The organism is Bacillus sp. SYZHCR11 (assembly GCF_057196865.1).
In genome coordinates this window covers 18,130-32,768 of the sequence record NZ_JBXUND010000007.1, presented here as the reverse complement: position 1 = coordinate 32,768, position 14,639 = coordinate 18,130, and the positions used below count along the sequence as shown (strand labels likewise).

General features: G+C 46.3%; 14 protein-coding genes. All 14 read right to left on the bottom strand.

Going from position 1 to position 14,639, the window contains the following annotated elements; genetic code table 11:
• Positions 1-25 precede the first annotated feature (25 nt).
• Entirely contained in the window at positions 26-286 is a 261-nt protein-coding gene (locus tag AC2CGA_RS18605; RefSeq protein WP_004264639.1) for an RNA-binding S4 domain-containing protein, read from the bottom strand.
• A 1-nt stretch (position 287) separates the two neighbouring features.
• Complete coding sequence (yabN, locus tag AC2CGA_RS18600) at positions 288-1,763, bottom strand: bifunctional methyltransferase/pyrophosphohydrolase YabN (protein ID WP_207119680.1); 1,476 nt, start codon at positions 1,761-1,763, stop codon at positions 288-290.
• Positions 1,753-3,333: a putative polysaccharide biosynthesis protein gene (locus AC2CGA_RS18595; RefSeq protein WP_014304198.1), complete on the bottom strand. Its 1,581-nt coding sequence runs from the start codon at positions 3,331-3,333 to the stop codon at positions 1,753-1,755. Before AC2CGA_RS18595 ends, yabN begins: the two co-directional genes overlap by 11 nt.
• A gap of 168 nt (positions 3,334-3,501) precedes the next feature.
• Entirely contained in the window at positions 3,502-4,038 is a 537-nt protein-coding gene (spoVT, locus tag AC2CGA_RS18590) for a stage V sporulation protein T (protein WP_004264646.1), read from the bottom strand.
• A 136-nt stretch (positions 4,039-4,174) separates the two neighbouring features.
• Positions 4,175-7,708 (bottom strand): transcription-repair coupling factor, encoded by a 3,534-nt coding sequence (gene mfd, locus AC2CGA_RS18585; RefSeq protein WP_015388787.1) that lies wholly within the window; start codon positions 7,706-7,708, stop codon positions 4,175-4,177.
• A 69-nt stretch (positions 7,709-7,777) separates the two neighbouring features.
• Positions 7,778-8,008 (bottom strand): anti-sigma-F factor Fin, encoded by a 231-nt coding sequence (gene fin / locus AC2CGA_RS18580; protein ID WP_004264650.1) that lies wholly within the window; start codon positions 8,006-8,008, stop codon positions 7,778-7,780.
• 61 nt (positions 8,009-8,069) lie between these two features.
• The gene (gene pth / locus AC2CGA_RS18575) at positions 8,070-8,636 is read right to left on the bottom strand and encodes an aminoacyl-tRNA hydrolase (RefSeq protein ID WP_004264652.1); all 567 of its coding nucleotides are present in this window, start codon (positions 8,634-8,636) and stop codon (positions 8,070-8,072) included.
• An 84-nt stretch (positions 8,637-8,720) separates the two neighbouring features.
• Positions 8,721-9,329, bottom strand: coding sequence for a 50S ribosomal protein L25/general stress protein Ctc (locus AC2CGA_RS18570; RefSeq protein ID WP_004264654.1), 609 nt, complete (start codon positions 9,327-9,329; stop codon positions 8,721-8,723).
• Positions 9,330-9,413: 84 nt separating this feature from the next.
• Positions 9,414-10,367, bottom strand: coding sequence for a ribose-phosphate diphosphokinase (locus tag AC2CGA_RS18565; protein WP_004264656.1), 954 nt, complete (start codon positions 10,365-10,367; stop codon positions 9,414-9,416).
• 21 nt (positions 10,368-10,388) lie between these two features.
• Positions 10,389-11,759, bottom strand: a complete 1,371-nt coding sequence (glmU, locus tag AC2CGA_RS18560; RefSeq protein ID WP_004264658.1) for a bifunctional UDP-N-acetylglucosamine diphosphorylase/glucosamine-1-phosphate N-acetyltransferase GlmU — start codon at positions 11,757-11,759, stop codon at positions 10,389-10,391.
• 191 nt (positions 11,760-11,950) lie between these two features.
• Positions 11,951-12,244 carry a septation regulator SpoVG gene (gene spoVG / locus AC2CGA_RS18555; protein ID WP_004264660.1) on the bottom strand — a complete coding sequence of 98 codons (294 nt, stop codon included), beginning with the start codon at positions 12,242-12,244 and terminating at the stop codon, positions 11,951-11,953.
• A 195-nt stretch (positions 12,245-12,439) separates the two neighbouring features.
• The gene (ridA, locus tag AC2CGA_RS18550; protein WP_004264663.1) at positions 12,440-12,820 is read right to left on the bottom strand and encodes a 2-iminobutanoate/2-iminopropanoate deaminase; all 381 of its coding nucleotides are present in this window, start codon (positions 12,818-12,820) and stop codon (positions 12,440-12,442) included.
• Positions 12,817-13,674 (bottom strand): pur operon repressor, encoded by an 858-nt coding sequence (gene purR, locus AC2CGA_RS18545; protein WP_004264666.1) that lies wholly within the window; start codon positions 13,672-13,674, stop codon positions 12,817-12,819. Before purR ends, ridA begins: the two co-directional genes overlap by 4 nt.
• A 55-nt stretch (positions 13,675-13,729) precedes the next feature.
• Positions 13,730-14,599, bottom strand: a complete 870-nt coding sequence (ispE, locus tag AC2CGA_RS18540; protein ID WP_007409927.1) for a 4-(cytidine 5'-diphospho)-2-C-methyl-D-erythritol kinase — start codon at positions 14,597-14,599, stop codon at positions 13,730-13,732.
• Between the last annotated feature and the right edge of the window lie 40 nt (positions 14,600-14,639).

The following is a 14,639-nucleotide window of genomic DNA, read 5'->3' as shown; positions in this document are numbered from 1 at the left end:
GGCGGGAGCCTTGTTTAGAACAAGCCTATTCGCCGAGTTTTTCTTCTTTGACGATTGTATACATGCCCGCGGCTTCTTCTTTTTTCGTTGTTTCTTTCAATTCATTTACCTTCACGGTGACAAGCTTCTGCCCGAAGCGGACCTTCAGTTCATCACCGGCTTTTACGTCTGAGCTGGCTTTCGCCTGATTCCCGTTAACGGTGATTCTCCCTTGATCGGCGACCTCTTTCGCCAATGTGCGGCGCTTAATTAATCTGGATACTTTTAAAAATTTATCAAGTCTCATATCAGAATCTCCTCTCCATTTCTTTTGCTTCATCCCACAATTTGTCCATTTCCTCAAGTGACATTGCGGTCAATTCAAGGCCCTTTGCTGCCGCTTCTTTCTCAATATAAGCAAAGCGTCTGCGGAATTTGTCATTTGTCATGGCGAGCGCTTCCTCAGGCTCAATTTTATAGTATCGGCCGATATTGACCAATGCAAATAAAACATCGCCGAATTCAGCTTTTAAGCTGATTTCATCTGCTGATTCGGCGGAAGCCTCTGCAGAAAATTCCTTCAGCTCTTCATTTACTTTATCCCATATATCCTGAACGTCATCCCAGTCAAAGCCGGTTTTTGCGGCTTTTTTCTGAAGCTTGGCGGCTTTCGCAAGAGAAGGCAGTGTTTTCGGCACGGCATCCAGCAATGAAGAGGATGTTGTTTGCTTTTCCGCCTTTTTGATTTCTTCCCAGTTGGCGACGACATCATGTTCATCCTGAACCTTAACATCCTTAAACACATGCGGGTGCCGTCTGACCATCTTCGCACTGATGTCTCTGATGACATCATCAATTGAGAAATACCCCTCGTCTTCTCCGATCTGGGCGTGCAGCATAACCTGAAGCATGACGTCCCCGAGTTCTTCTATCATGTGATCCGTGTCCTCTTCGTCAATGGCCTCAAGCAGTTCGTAGCATTCCTCAATCATATATTTCTTTAATGACTGGTGTGTCTGCTTTTGATCCCACGGACAGCCGTTCGGCCCGCGAAGCTCGCGAATAATACTTCGGAATGCAGAAAATTCCTGGTAAAGGAGTTCTTCTTTTTTAATCGGCGGAACATACACGCTTGTTAAGTTATTTATTTCTACATTGCGGTCAAGTTCAAACAAAGGCACCTTGATCATCTTTTCTCCCTTGCTCCCGGCTGCCGTAACGATGACCACTTCATAGTCGTCAGGCAATTTCTCCATGAGCGTCAGCTTCACCTCAGAGGCCGTCATTTGGTCATAAACCTGGCAGATGATCAGGTGATGCCGGAGTTCGAGCTCATCCGGCGTCATTGTTTGCGCATCCGTAAATTGAAACCCTTCAATCGGATCAATTCGCAACGCATTAAAAGTGGCATCCAGAAAGCTTTGCCCTCCAGCAGTATGAACATCTATCTGTTGTTCTTCCCGGCGTTCAAATAACAGCTGAACGGTTTTCTCAGCGACAAACGGATGCCCGGGTACAGCGTAGACGACATCCTCTTGCTTCGCTTTTTCAAACAGAATGTCCGTGATCTCTTCATAGACCGCTTCAAACTGATCATGTTTTTCATAAATATCATCAAAATACCGGATGTCCGCTTCCGTCTCTTGCTCTAATTCCGAAATCACAGGGTGGTCTTTCGTTCTTATATATAAATGCTTCGCCTGAGTCAGCAGCTTATGTACGCCCACTGTCAACTGATCCATGTCTCCGGCGCCGAGGCCGACGACCGTAATATTACCTGCCATGTTTTTCTCTCCTCTTTTTCAATTTGCTTAAAGCACTGCCGAAAGGAAGACCGCTCAGCTCTTCGTCCGTGAAAATCTTCATTCTTATCATACAATAAATAAACAATAGCCCTCCGATGATTGACGCAGACAGACTCTCACATACAGCTCCGCCCCTGCTGACAGGAACAAATAACTGCCAAAGCTTCATATATACGACCAAAAAGAAGACCATCAGCAGACTGCACCAGCACAGACGGGCGATCACGCCTCCGATATTCGTCAGCCATCCCTTCGACCAAATTCTCCGGAGATTCAGGCACGCAACTGCGGCAAATGCCAAGACGGTCGCCAGTGCCGCTCCTGTAATACCCCAGCCGGGGACCAGCCAAACATTCAGCACCCATTTCAGCGCCCCTCCCGCCAAAACGGATACGGCGGGGAAAACGGTATGTCCCGCTCCTTGCAGAATTGCGGCTGCCGTAAGCGCAATCGAGGCAAAAAAGATAGATAAGCTGAATATTTGTAAGGTCTGCGTCCCCTCACTGTTTTGGAAAAGCATGATATTCACCGGTTCTAAAATGCAAAAAAGCCCGGCTGATGCACCGATCCCTACCGCAAGGCAGAGCTTGACGGCAGATGACGCTTTCTCTTTTATGATAAACGGCTTGTTCTCATGCACCGCTTTTGAAATTGAAGGAACCAAGGACGCGGCGATACTGACGGCAAACACGGTTCCCAGCTGAAGGAGCGGCTGTCCGCGGTCATATATACCTTTCAGCTGTTTCGCGGCATGGCTCTCCGTCCCGTCTGAAAGCAGTGAATATAAGTTCAAAGCGTCTACAAGCTGAATCAAAAGCATGAGTACACTGCTGATACAGATGGTGACTGAATAAAGCAGCAGCTTTTTTACAATGACGGCCGTTTCGATATGTCCGCCGTCTTTCTTTGTTTCTTCCCGCTTATACCAGAAAACAGCCAATACACAAAGGGCCGCAAAGCTCCCGGCAATTGATCCCGAGGCCGCCCCCGCACCCGCCGCGTATAATGAACGGCCGCTTTTCAAAAGCCAGAAGGATAAACCGAGAAGCACCGCCACCCGAAGAAGCTGTTCCGTAATCTGGGATAAGGCTGACGGCATCATATCATGCACGCCTTGGAAATACCCCCGGAAAACCGCCGTAAACGGAAACAGTATGAAAGCGAACGCCGCGACCCTTATCAGCATCACAAGGCGGGCGTCACCCATAAAACCGGCCAACGGCGCCGCGCCGGCATACATGAGCGCAAACAGAACAAGTCCGGCCGCCGTGACATAAAGGGCGGAAATTTTCATTATTTTTTGTTTATGATCGCTATAATCGTTCATTAATTTTGAGATGATCACCGGAAAACCGGATGTTGACAGCATGACCGCGATCCCTAAAAACGGATACACCTGCTGATAAATGTAAAATCCGACGTCACCGACAATATTCTGAAAAGGAACCCTGTACACGGCGCTTAATATCTTCGTCACGATGCCCGCAACGACGAGCACAAAAGCACCTTTCCATGCCGATTGCCGCTTGGCGCCAACTGAATCGTTCATCCAAAAGCTCCTTCCAGCCGCTAGAAAATTACGTCTATAAAACGAGCTTATTATATCACAATCCTAACGGCCGAACCGATAGAGAGCACATATGAATATGAAAAAGAACAGCACTTGTATAAGAGCTGTTCTTTCCCCGTTTTCTTATTTCAATAATGGTAATAAGACCTACTGCTCCATTTGTCTCGCCAAAAAACTGGCTGCCGTTTCTACCGCTTTATGTTCTACTTCTCCAAGTGCCTGTTCCTTGGAAAAGATGACCACGGCACCGATAGGATCGCCATTTGCCACGATCGGAGCGATTGTATAGGAGCTCATATCTTCATCAATGTCATTCACAAGCTGCGCGGACTTCACGTCGTTTTCTACCACTGAGCTGCGCTGATCCATCGTTTTTTCGAGCAAATCGCTGATGGCTTTATTCAGAAATTCTTTTTTCGAACTGCCCGAAACGGCAATATACGCGTCACGGTCGCAAATCAAGACGGAATGGCCGAGACTGTCATACAATGCATCTGCATATTCTTTCGCAAAATCGCCAAGCTCACTGATAGGAGAATATTTTTTCAATATAACTTCTCCGTCGCGGTCAACGAATATTTCAAGCGGGTCTCCTTCCCTGATTCGCAGTGTTCTCCGAATTTCTTTAGGAATGACGACCCGTCCTAGATCATCAATACGACGTACGATACCTGTAGCTTTCATCTCTCTGGTGCCTCTCTTTCATGTGATGATATTTAAGGGAAAGTACTAAAGCTCTTTACTTTATGTAGCTTCCGCCACTCGCTTGAAATTAGTATCCGTCACATCAAATGTAATATACACCAGAGAGTAACAATTTTTATGAAGACGCGATTGTTTCTTTCTTCACATTCTGAAGGCCTTTCAGCATGCCGAGCACGGTCTCCAGCCACTCTTCCGTTTTGCGGCCTTTCGTCTGTACTGAGATTTTCAGCTTTTTCCCTTCCATTCCCAGTCCGATCTGCCGGCCGTATTTATTGCCGAGTTCGAATAATTTCTGGCCGTCAATCTGTGCGCTGGCCTCTTCAGAAATGGTAAATCTGATCGCGTCTTTATCCTGCTTGATGAGTTCGACGCGTTCATATTTTCCGTATACCTTCATCTCAGCAACCGTAAACAGCCATTCAACTTCTTTAGGATAGCTGCCGAACCTGTCGATGATTTCATCTTGGAGCTCATTTTTCTCCTCAATTGTGGCGATTGACCTGAAGCGTTTATACATGTCGATTTTTTGCTTGCCGTCTTGTATATAGTTTTCAGGAATATACGCGTCAAGCTCGATATCGATTTCTGTCTCAAACTGTTCGCTTTTCGGAATATCGCCTTTCCGCTCTTCAATCGCTTCCTTGAGCATTTGCGAGTACAGGTCAAAACCGACTGAGTCGATAAAGCCGTGCTGCTGGGCGCCGAGAAGGTTCCCCGCTCCCCTGATCGTCAAGTCACGCATGGCGATTTTAAAGCCTGATCCCAGCTCGGTAAATTCTTTAATCGCCTGCAGCCGTTTTTCCGCCACCTCAGTAAGCACTTTGTCTCTGCGGTACGTAAAATAAGCGTAAGCGACGCGGTTGGAACGGCCGACCCGTCCTCTCAGCTGATACAGCTGAGACAGCCCCATTTTGTCTCCGTCGAACACAATCAATGTATTGACATTTGGTATATCTACGCCTGTCTCAATAATAGTCGTGCTGACAAGGACGTCTGATTCCCCTTCCAGAAAATTGAGCATGACGCTTTCCAATTCATTTTCGGTCATTTTTCCGTGGGCATATGCCACTTTCGCATCGGGAACAAGCATGGAAATTTCATCGGCCTTCCGCTCGATGTCATCCACGCGGTTGTACAGGAAATATACCTGTCCTCCGCGCGCCAGTTCTCTTTCGATAGCTTCTCGTACAAGCGCGCCGTTGTATTCCACGACATATGTCTGAACAGGGAAACGGTTTTCCGGCGGCGTTTCAATAACGGATAAATCCCGCACACCGAGCATGGACATATGAAGCGTACGCGGAATCGGCGTCGCTGTAAGAGTCAGTACATCGACATTGGCTTTGATCTGTTTGATTTTTTCCTTATGCGTTACGCCGAAGCGCTGCTCTTCATCAATGATGAGCAAGCCGAGATCTTTATAGACGACGTCTTTAGATAAGAGCCTGTGGGTTCCGATTACGATGTCTACCGTTCCGTTTTTCAGTCCTTTAATCGTTTCATTGGATTCTTTTCTCGTTCTGAATCGGCTGAGAAGACCGATGTTAATCGGATAGTCCTGAAAACGCTCCGTAATGGTTTCATAATGCTGCTGCGCGAGTATTGTCGTCGGCACAAGAAGCGCGACCTGCTTTCCGTCTGCGATCGCTTTAAAGGCCGCTCGGATGGCTACCTCCGTCTTCCCGTAACCCACATCGCCGCAAAGCAAACGGTCCATCGGGCGTTCTCTTTCCATATCCTTTTTAATCTCCTGAATGGAACGGAGCTGGTCCTCTGTTTCCTGGTAAGGGAAAGCAGATTCGAACTGCCGCTGCATTTCATGATCGGGCGAGAACGCATAGCCTTTGCTTGCTTCCCGTTCCGCATAAAGCTTAATCAGATCATCGGCAATATCCTGAACGGAGTTTTCAACTTTTTTCTTCACCCGTTTCCATTCACTGCCGCCCAGTTTATAAAGCTTCGGTTCTTTTCCTTCAGAGCCGACATACTTCTGCACCTGATCGATTTGTTCTACAGGGACATACAGCTTATCGCTGCCCTGATAATGAATGTTGAGGTAATCTTTATGAATGCCTTTGATTTCCAGTGTTTCGATCCCCAAGTACTTACCGATCCCGTGGTTGACGTGGACGACATAGTCACCGACCTGAAGCTCGGAATAGCTTTTGATCCGTTCGGCATTTGTCAGCTTCTGCTTTCTCGGCTTTTTCTTGATTCGGTTTTTGAACAGCTCTTCCTCCGTAATGACGGCCAGCTTCATCAGCGGCAGTTCAAAACCGGATTGCAGCTCGCCTTCCATGACATAGACCTGTCCTTGCACAAGCGCTTTGGAGCTGTCCGTTTTCGCGGCTTCAATTTCGTAATCAGCCAGCACGGATGCCAATCTGTCGGTTCTGTCCTTATTTGCGCCTAAAAAGACGACGGTGAAGTTTGATTTCTTAAAGCGCTCCATTTCACCTGAGAGGACATTCATCTGCCCGTGAAAACTCTGCATCTGCCGGCTTGTCACATTCACGATATTCTGAGGGCTTGTATGCTGGACATGACGCAAAAATAATGAATAATAAATAGCCGGGCGCCGCTTTTCGCTCATAAGCTCCTGAAAGCTGAAGGATAAATGAATGTCATGCAGAATTTTCCCTTCCTCGAGCAGACTTGTCGTAAATTCGGCCTCTTCTTTTTGCAGCTGATCCTCCATTTCATGAATGCGGCTGACCTCGTCTAACAATAACAACGTGTCTGCCGGTGTATAATCTAGCAAACTAGCAGGTTTTTCGTAAAAGTACGAGAGATACTTCACAAGTTCCTGATCAGTCTGTCCCGTTGATAACCGTTCTTTATCATGTGAGATATTGATATGAAGCATTTCCTTTTGTTTGTCCTGCTTCAGCTTTTTCAGACTGTCGGCAAGCCCTTTATCGAGCCTTTCCATTGCCCGGGCTTTTTCTTCCGCCCTGATGATCAATTCCTTCGCCGGTCCGATCGCCACATGTTTGAGCGTCTCGATTGATCTCTGGTCATCAGAATTGAAGCTTCTGATGGAATCGACCTCCGTATCAAACAGTTCAATTCGCACCGGATGCTCCGACGTCAGCGGATAAATGTCGATAATTCCGCCGCGAATACTGAATTCACCGGGTGCAGAAACCATATCGGAACGCTCATACCCCACCTCTACAAGGCGCGCGGACAGCTGATCCGGTTCTATATCGTCTCCGAGTGAAATGACGAGCTGGCTGCTTTTCCACAGCTCCTTCGGCGGAAGCATTCTTCTCACTGCCGCAACGGGCGCCACAACGACCGGCGCTTCTCCGTTTGTTAATCTATTAATGACATCAAGCCGCTGAGCGCGCAGTTCAGGACTCGCTACCGCAATTTCTGAAGAAATCAATTCATTCACGGGGTATAAAAAAACAGATTGATCCCCGAGAAGCGCCGTCAGATCTTCCGTCACTTTTTGGGCCTGATATAAATTATGGGTGATAAAGAAAATCGGCCTTTTCGTTTCCTGTGCAAGGGCGGAGGTAAAAACAGAACGCGCGGAACCTGACAGACCCGCAAGCAGCTGTTCCTTCAGCCCCTCATGTAAACCGTTGACAATGGATTTAAAATCATCGCTTTCTTTAATAAAGGTTTGAATGTTGTCCATATGGGCCCTCCTCTCTATTTTCTGCAAGAACAGAAAAACGCTTTGGTCTAGAATCTACACCAAAGCTTCTTATTGAATAAATGTGTTGTGTTCATGGTAGTGCGGATTGCGTTCCAGCGCCTCTTGGCAGTCTTCACAAATTGTAAGAACATGGACATCTCCATTGTCTTTATATGAAATCATATCGTTTCTTTCCTCATTTGTTAAGTGCTGAAATCCAAGTGACTGTGTCGGCACCGTTGAATATTCCAGGCTCCCTACCTTAAAGCCGCAGTGGCGGCAGAAATAATGCAAAGCCATACGTTGGACCTCCTGATGTGAAAAAATCATTTTTCCCTAGTATGGTCTCCCATTATTTATCTTATACATTTGCATTAAATTCGTTCATGACTTCTAAAAATGGTTTCGTTAAGGAAGCTTCGCAGGCTTTTACGGTTTTTGAGACGGCATCATTGATATGCGGCGCTTCTTCCTTCGTAAAAGCTCCCAGTACATAGTCAACGACTTTCATTCCGTTAACGGGGCGGCCGATTCCGATTCTGACCCGGTCAAATTCAGGGGTTCCGAGGTGCTGTATAAGCGATTTAATTCCGTTATGTCCGCCTGCGCTCCCCTTCGTCCGAAGCCTGATTTTTCCCGTCGGAAGATCAAGGTCATCGTATATGACTTTCAGATCTTCATGATCGGCATCATAATAATCCAGCAGCGGCCGCAAACATTCTCCTGATAAATTCATATATGTAAGCGGTTTAACAAGTAGAACTTTTTTTCCGGAAACAAACCCCATTCCGTAAAGTCCGTTGAATTTCGTTTTATTCAGTTCAATATTCCATTCTTTAGAAAGCTCGTCAATGGCCATAAAGCCGACATTATGCCTCGTGTTCTCATAGGTTTTTCCCGGGTTACCGAGACCGGCAATCACAAGCATCGTAAATCCTCCCTCAACATCGCTGTAATTCTTCTCATTCTAGCACAAAAGACGTAACCTCGGGCGGGTTACGTCTTAAAGCGCTTATTGATTTTCTCCTTCGGGCTCTTCCTCAGGAGACGGTTCTGCATCTTCTTCGAATGCTTCCTGCTTAGGAGGAAGGATGGAAGCCACGACTTCTTCCGGGTCGTTTGTAAATGTATAATTGCCGTCAGCAGTCAGATCTGCGATGGTCAGCACATCATTCATTTCAAGCCCGGAAATATCAACATTAATTGTCTGAGGGATGTCCTTCGGCTTAGCCTTGATCGAAAGCTCATGCAGCGGCTGCTGGATAACGCCTCCGTCTTTGACTCCTTTCGCCTCTCCCGTCAGCTGAATCGGCACCTCGGCCTCGAGCTCCTCACTCATATTCACGACTTGAAAATCGGCGTGCGTCAATTCGTTTTTGAGCGGGTCTGTCTGAAGATCAGTCACCATAACCGATTGCTGATTTCCGTTGACATCAATTGTGATAATCGTGTTTTTTCCTTCGTCCCGCAATGTTTTAAGCAATTCGACACTGTCTAAAGAGACAGGCGTATTCGTTATTTCTTTACCGTATATAATCCCTGGAACATGTCCTGAATGACGGATTTTCCGAAGCGTCGAACGTTTAAAATCTGTTCTTTCATTTGCTTTTAAAGTTGCCATATTCAGCACCATCCTAATTATCGTTTTATCGTCCTATTAGAACAATACCCACAATAACTGGGATTTAAACCTTAAAGTTTCGGTTTAGCTGAATAAATAGCTGACAGATTGTTTCTCGTGAACGCGGATAATCGCTTCAGCCAGAAGCGGTCCGACAGAAAGCTGCTTAAAGCGGTCGATTTTTTTCTCATCAGGAAGCTTAATGCTGTTCGTTACGACAAGCTCCTTGATTTTAGAGTTATTGATCCGCTCAACGGCAGGGCCTGACAATACAGGGTGCGTACAGCATGCATACACTTCTGCAGCTCCGTTTTCAACCAGCGCGTTAGCGGCAAGTGTGATTGTGCCGGCCGTATCAATAATATCATCGATCAGAATCGCTGTTTTTCCTTCCACGTTACCGACGATGTTCATCACTTCTACCTCATTCGGTCTGGGACGGCGTTTGTCGATAATCGCGATCGGCGCTTTCAGACGGTCCGCAAGTTTGCGGGCGCGCGTCACACCGCCGTGGTCAGGAGAAACAATAACGATATCTTTCAAGTCTTTACCTTCAAAGTAATGGCCTAAAATCGGAACACCCATTAAGTGGTCAATCGGAATATCAAAGAAACCTTGAATTTGCGGCGCGTGTAAATCAAGCGCAATCACGCGTGTCGCACCCGCTGTTTCAAGCAGGTTTGCAAAAAGTTTTGCCGTAATCGGTTCACGTGATCTTGCTTTTCTGTCCTGGCGCGCATAACCGTAGTACGGAATCACAATGTTGATTGTTTTCGCGGAAGCGCGCTTTAGAGCGTCAACCATAATCAGCAATTCCATAATGTGCTCATTAACCGGCGCACTTGTAGACTGAATGATATAGCAATCACAGCCGCGAATACTTTCTTCTATGTTGATCTGGACCTCTCCGTCACTGAATCTTGTAACAGAGCACTTTCCTAATTGAACCCCTACATTATCCGCGATTTCTTTTGCAAGTTCTGGATTTGAATTCAAAGAAAAAATCTTTAAATTCTTATCTCCGTATTCGTTAGACATGGTAAACCTCCGATTTTAGGATTATTTTTTATGAATATTTTTCACATAATCTTCTTTATTTACTTGTCTTGCTCTGGCAATGGCAAGCGCTTCGCCCGGCACATCTTCAGTTACGGTTGAACCCGCAGCGACATACGCGCCTTCTCCCACTGTGACAGGAGCGACCAGATTGGAGTTGCAGCCTATAAAAGCGCCGTCTTCAATCTTGGTTAAATATTTTTTCTTCCCATCATAATTGACCGTGATGGAGCCGCAGCCCAGATTCACATCCGTGCCCACTTCGGCATCACCGATATAGCTTAAATGAGATGCTTTGCTTCGGTCGCCGAATTGTGTTTTCTTGATTTCAACAAAGTTTCCGATCTTCACTTCATTGCCGATTGCGGAATCGGGTCTGATGTGAGCAAAAGGACCGATATTTACATCATTCCCAACTTTGCTGCGGTTGACAACGGATTGTTTAATCACAGTGCGGCTGCCGATTGAACTGTCCTCTATCTCAGTGTGAGGGCCGATGACACATTCATCGCCGATTTCAGCTTGTCCCTTTAACACAGTTCCGGGATAAATAACTGTATCTTGTCCGATACGCGCGTCAGGTGAGATGTACGTATTCATCGGATCGATTAAAGTGACTCCGTTCTGCATATGCCGTTTGTTAATACGCTCTTTCATATACATTTCAGCCTGAGAAAGAGCGACTCTATCATTCACTCCGAGCGTCTCTTGGAAGTTACCAGTCTGGTAAGCGGCAACAGTTTCGCCTTCGTCTTTGAGGATTTCGATCACATCCGGCAGATAATACTCGCCTTGGGCATTTTCATTCGAAACCTGTTCGATGACACGAAAAAGAGCCTCGTTATCAAAACAGTACGTTCCCGTGTTGATTTCTTTCACAAGACGTTCTTGCTCCGAAGCATCCTTGTGCTCCACGATTTTTTGAACGGCGCCGTCTTCACTGCGGATGATTCTTCCGTATCCGGCGGGATCGTCGGCAACGGCCGTTAACACCGTGGCTTTTGCACCTTTGTCTGTATGTTCATTCAGCATGGCTTCCATCGTCTCCGCCGTCAGAAGCGGTGTATCGCCGCAAATAACGATCGTGACACCCTTTTCTCCGTGAAGAAATGGTTTTGCCTGCTTGACCGCATGAGCCGTACCGAGCTGTTCTGCTTGGAGAGCGTAATCGCTTTTCTGTCCGAGCTGCTTCTTCACATCTTCGGCGCCGTGTCCTACGATGGTGACAAGCTTCGCTAAAGATAATTTCAGAGCTTCGTCTGCGACGTGCTCTACCATAGGCTTTCCGCATACCGGATGAAGGACCTTATAAAGCTTCGATTTCATTCTCGTTCCTTTTCCGGCAGCTAAAATCACTGCAAACCGCTTATCCATTTAATGGCCTCCAATATCCCTTTTATCCATAGAAAAATATATCCTAAATAGCTGTTGATTTCAAGAAGACATCAAAAAGTGCAAGAATTTTCTATGTAATCGCTTTATTACTGAAAAATCAGATTTAAAAAAGGACTGCCGGAAAAGGCCTTGTGTCAGCCTTTATCAGCAGTCCTTACATTTTGTTATGTTTAAGAAGCCCCGGCTTCTTCATATTCTAATGCTTCAGAATCACCCAAACGATGATACTCATTTAAAACAGCATCCTGGATCTTGCCCCGCGTGCTGGAATTAATAGGATGAGCAATATCGCGGAATTCTCCATCAGGGGTGCGTTTACTCGGCATCGCAACGAAAAGACCATTGTTTCCATCAATCACACGAATATCATGTACGACAAATTCGTGATCCAGCGTGATGGATGCAATCGCTCTCATGCGACCATCGGTATTCACGCGGCGTAATCTTACGTCAGTAACTTCCACAGTAGTTCACCACCTTTTCCCTATATAAAAGCATTAGTCTAACAATTCCACGATTCTTTTTAAATTCCTGCACGTTTCAAAAAGTTTTTTTGAAAATATAGGATATACATACACAATTAGGTGATAAACCATATTTGGGGATCATATACTGCATAAAAAAAGTGATCCCGGAGACCGGAACCACTTTTCTGAGATTTAAGATTTTACCAGCGCAATGACTTCAATTTCCACGAGAGCGTCTTTCGGCAGTCTCGCCACTTCCACACAAGACCTTGCCGGCTTATGTACATCAAAGTATTGTCCGTACACTTCATTCACTTCCGCAAACTGCTCCATATCAGCAATAAATACCGTTGCTTTGACAACCGTCTCGAGAGAAGCGCCCGCTTCTTTCAGCACAGCTTTTAAATTGCTGAACACCTGATGCGTTTGTTCTGTGATATCACCGTTTACCATTTCTCCTTCAGCAGTAAGAGGAATCTGGCCTGAGCTGTAAAACATGTTGTTTACGATGATTCCCTGTGAATATGGCCCTATCGCTGCCGGCGCGTGTTTCGTATGGATTGCTTTTGTCATTTTTCTGTCTCCCCATTCTTTAAATGCTGTTCTTTAAAAAATCGCAGAAAATTGCCGTTTTGAATCTCAATCGTTTTGTCTTTCATATTGATGGTTGAAAGCGTGAGCAGTGACATGTATTCATCGACAAGCCGTTCATTCACTCCCTCGGCTTCAACCAAGACGCCTATTCCCGCGACGTTTGCATTAAACTCATCAAGCAGGCTGATCATGCCGTTAATGGTGCCGCCGGCTTTCATAAAGTCGTCAATAATCAAAACGTTCGAACCCGTAGCCAAACTTCTTTTCGCAAGCGACATTGTTTGAATGCGGTTAGACGATCCTGATACATAATTGATGCTCACCGTGGAGCCTTCAGTCACTTTATTGTCCTTTCGCACGATGACAACCGGAACGTTCAGATAACTGGCCGCTGCGTAAGCAAGAGGGATTCCTTTTGTCGCAACGGTCATCACCACATCAATCTCCCGCTCCGCAAAAACGGAAGCAAAAAGCCTGCCTACATGAGAGAGGACAGATGGTTTTCCTAAGATATCCGTTAAATATACATAACCGCCCGGAAGGATACGCTCAGGATTTACTAAAGACTGTCCCAGCTCCTGTATAAACGCTTCTGCTTCAGCCTGTTTCACTTTCGGAATGTATTTGACGCCTCCGGCAGCTCCCGGCACTGTAAGCAGCGTCCCAATGCCTTGCTGTTCAAAGGTCTGTTTAATAATCGTTAAATCTTCACTGATTGATGACTTTGCTGATTGATACCGTTCTGAGAAAAACGTTAACGGTATTAATTCATGCGGATGGGTTAACAAATAATTTGTTAAGTCCACCAATCTGCCGCTGCGACGAAACTTCATGAACTTACCCCCAAAATCCGAATAATTTAAAAATAATATAACTTAACATACGGATTTAATCAAGAGCATTCTGTTCGCCGATCATCCGCACCGCGTACACTTGATCACAGAAACCTCTTAACCCGTTATAAATCCGCTGCACCTTCGATTCGTATTGAACCAAACCGAATACAGTCGGTCCGCTTCCGCTCATTAACACCGCATCAGCGCCGAAGCGTTTCATTTGATTTTTAATCATCGCCACCTCGGGATGGAGGCTGAGCGTAACCGACTCCAATACGTTTCCTAATTGTCCGCATACCTTTTGGAAGCTTTTTTCTTCAATCGCGTCAATCATCGCCTGCACATCAGGATGCCGAACCTGCTGTAAGTTCAGCCGGCGGTACACTTCGGCAGTCGATACCCCGATCGTCGGTTTGGCGAGCACGACCCAGCAATGAGGCGGAGCACTGATGTGCCTGATCTTCTCACCGCGTCCGGTTGCCAGGGCAGTGCCTCCGTATACACAGAAGGACACGTCTGAACCGATTTCAGCTCCAAGCTCCGCGAGCTCTTCGACAGAAAGCTTTAAATCCCAAAGCCTGTTCAGCCCTCTGAGCGTGGCTGCCGCATCGCTGCTTCCGCCGGCAAGCCCTGCCGCTACAGGGATCACCTTTGTAATCATAATCGAAACGCCTTTTTTGACTTGAAACCGTTCTTTAAGCAGTTTGGCTGCCTGATAAGCCAGATTCCTTTGATCATCCGGAACAAAGCGATTATGCGACGCCACTCTGATAACGTTTTCGGGCAGTTCTGTCAGTTCAATCCGATCTGCCAAATCAATTGTCGTCATGATCATCTCCACTTCGTGATAACCATCCGGGCGTTTACTCGTCACATCGAGGGACAGATTGATTTTGGCCGGCGCTTTTTCTAAAATACGCATAGCTTTCACCTACTTCTCCATCTAAACATAAGTATGAACA

What these genes read in the sequence shown, in the direction of transcription:
- mfd (WP_015388787.1), bottom strand. Translation starts at nt 7,708, where the DNA reads ATGGACAACATTCAAACCTTTATTAAAGAAAGCGATGATTTTAAATCC.
- AC2CGA_RS18565 (WP_004264656.1), bottom strand. Translation starts at nt 10,367, where the DNA reads ATGTCTAACGAATACGGAGATAAGAATTTAAAGATTTTTTCTTTGAAT.
- yabN (WP_207119680.1), bottom strand. Translation starts at nt 1,763, where the DNA reads ATGGCAGGTAATATTACGGTCGTCGGCCTCGGCGCCGGAGACATGGAT.
- AC2CGA_RS18570 (WP_004264654.1), bottom strand. Translation starts at nt 9,329, where the DNA reads ATGGCAACTTTAAAAGCAAATGAAAGAACAGATTTTAAACGTTCGACG.
- AC2CGA_RS18605 (WP_004264639.1), bottom strand. Translation starts at nt 286, where the DNA reads ATGAGACTTGATAAATTTTTAAAAGTATCCAGATTAATTAAGCGCCGC.
- ispE (WP_007409927.1), bottom strand. Translation starts at nt 14,599, where the DNA reads ATGCGTATTTTAGAAAAAGCGCCGGCCAAAATCAATCTGTCCCTCGAT.
- AC2CGA_RS18595 (WP_014304198.1), bottom strand. Translation starts at nt 3,333, where the DNA reads ATGAACGATTCAGTTGGCGCCAAGCGGCAATCGGCATGGAAAGGTGCT.
- ridA (WP_004264663.1), bottom strand. Translation starts at nt 12,820, where the DNA reads ATGACAAAAGCAATCCATACGAAACACGCGCCGGCAGCGATAGGGCCA.
- pth (WP_004264652.1), bottom strand. Translation starts at nt 8,636, where the DNA reads ATGCTTGTGATTGCCGGTCTCGGTAACCCGGGAAAAACCTATGAGAAC.
- spoVT (WP_004264646.1), bottom strand. Translation starts at nt 4,038, where the DNA reads ATGAAAGCTACAGGTATCGTACGTCGTATTGATGATCTAGGACGGGTC.
- fin (WP_004264650.1), bottom strand. Translation starts at nt 8,008, where the DNA reads ATGGCTTTGCATTATTTCTGCCGCCACTGCGGCTTTAAGGTAGGGAGC.
- purR (WP_004264666.1), bottom strand. Translation starts at nt 13,674, where the DNA reads ATGAAGTTTCGTCGCAGCGGCAGATTGGTGGACTTAACAAATTATTTG.
- glmU (WP_004264658.1), bottom strand. Translation starts at nt 11,759, where the DNA reads ATGGATAAGCGGTTTGCAGTGATTTTAGCTGCCGGAAAAGGAACGAGA.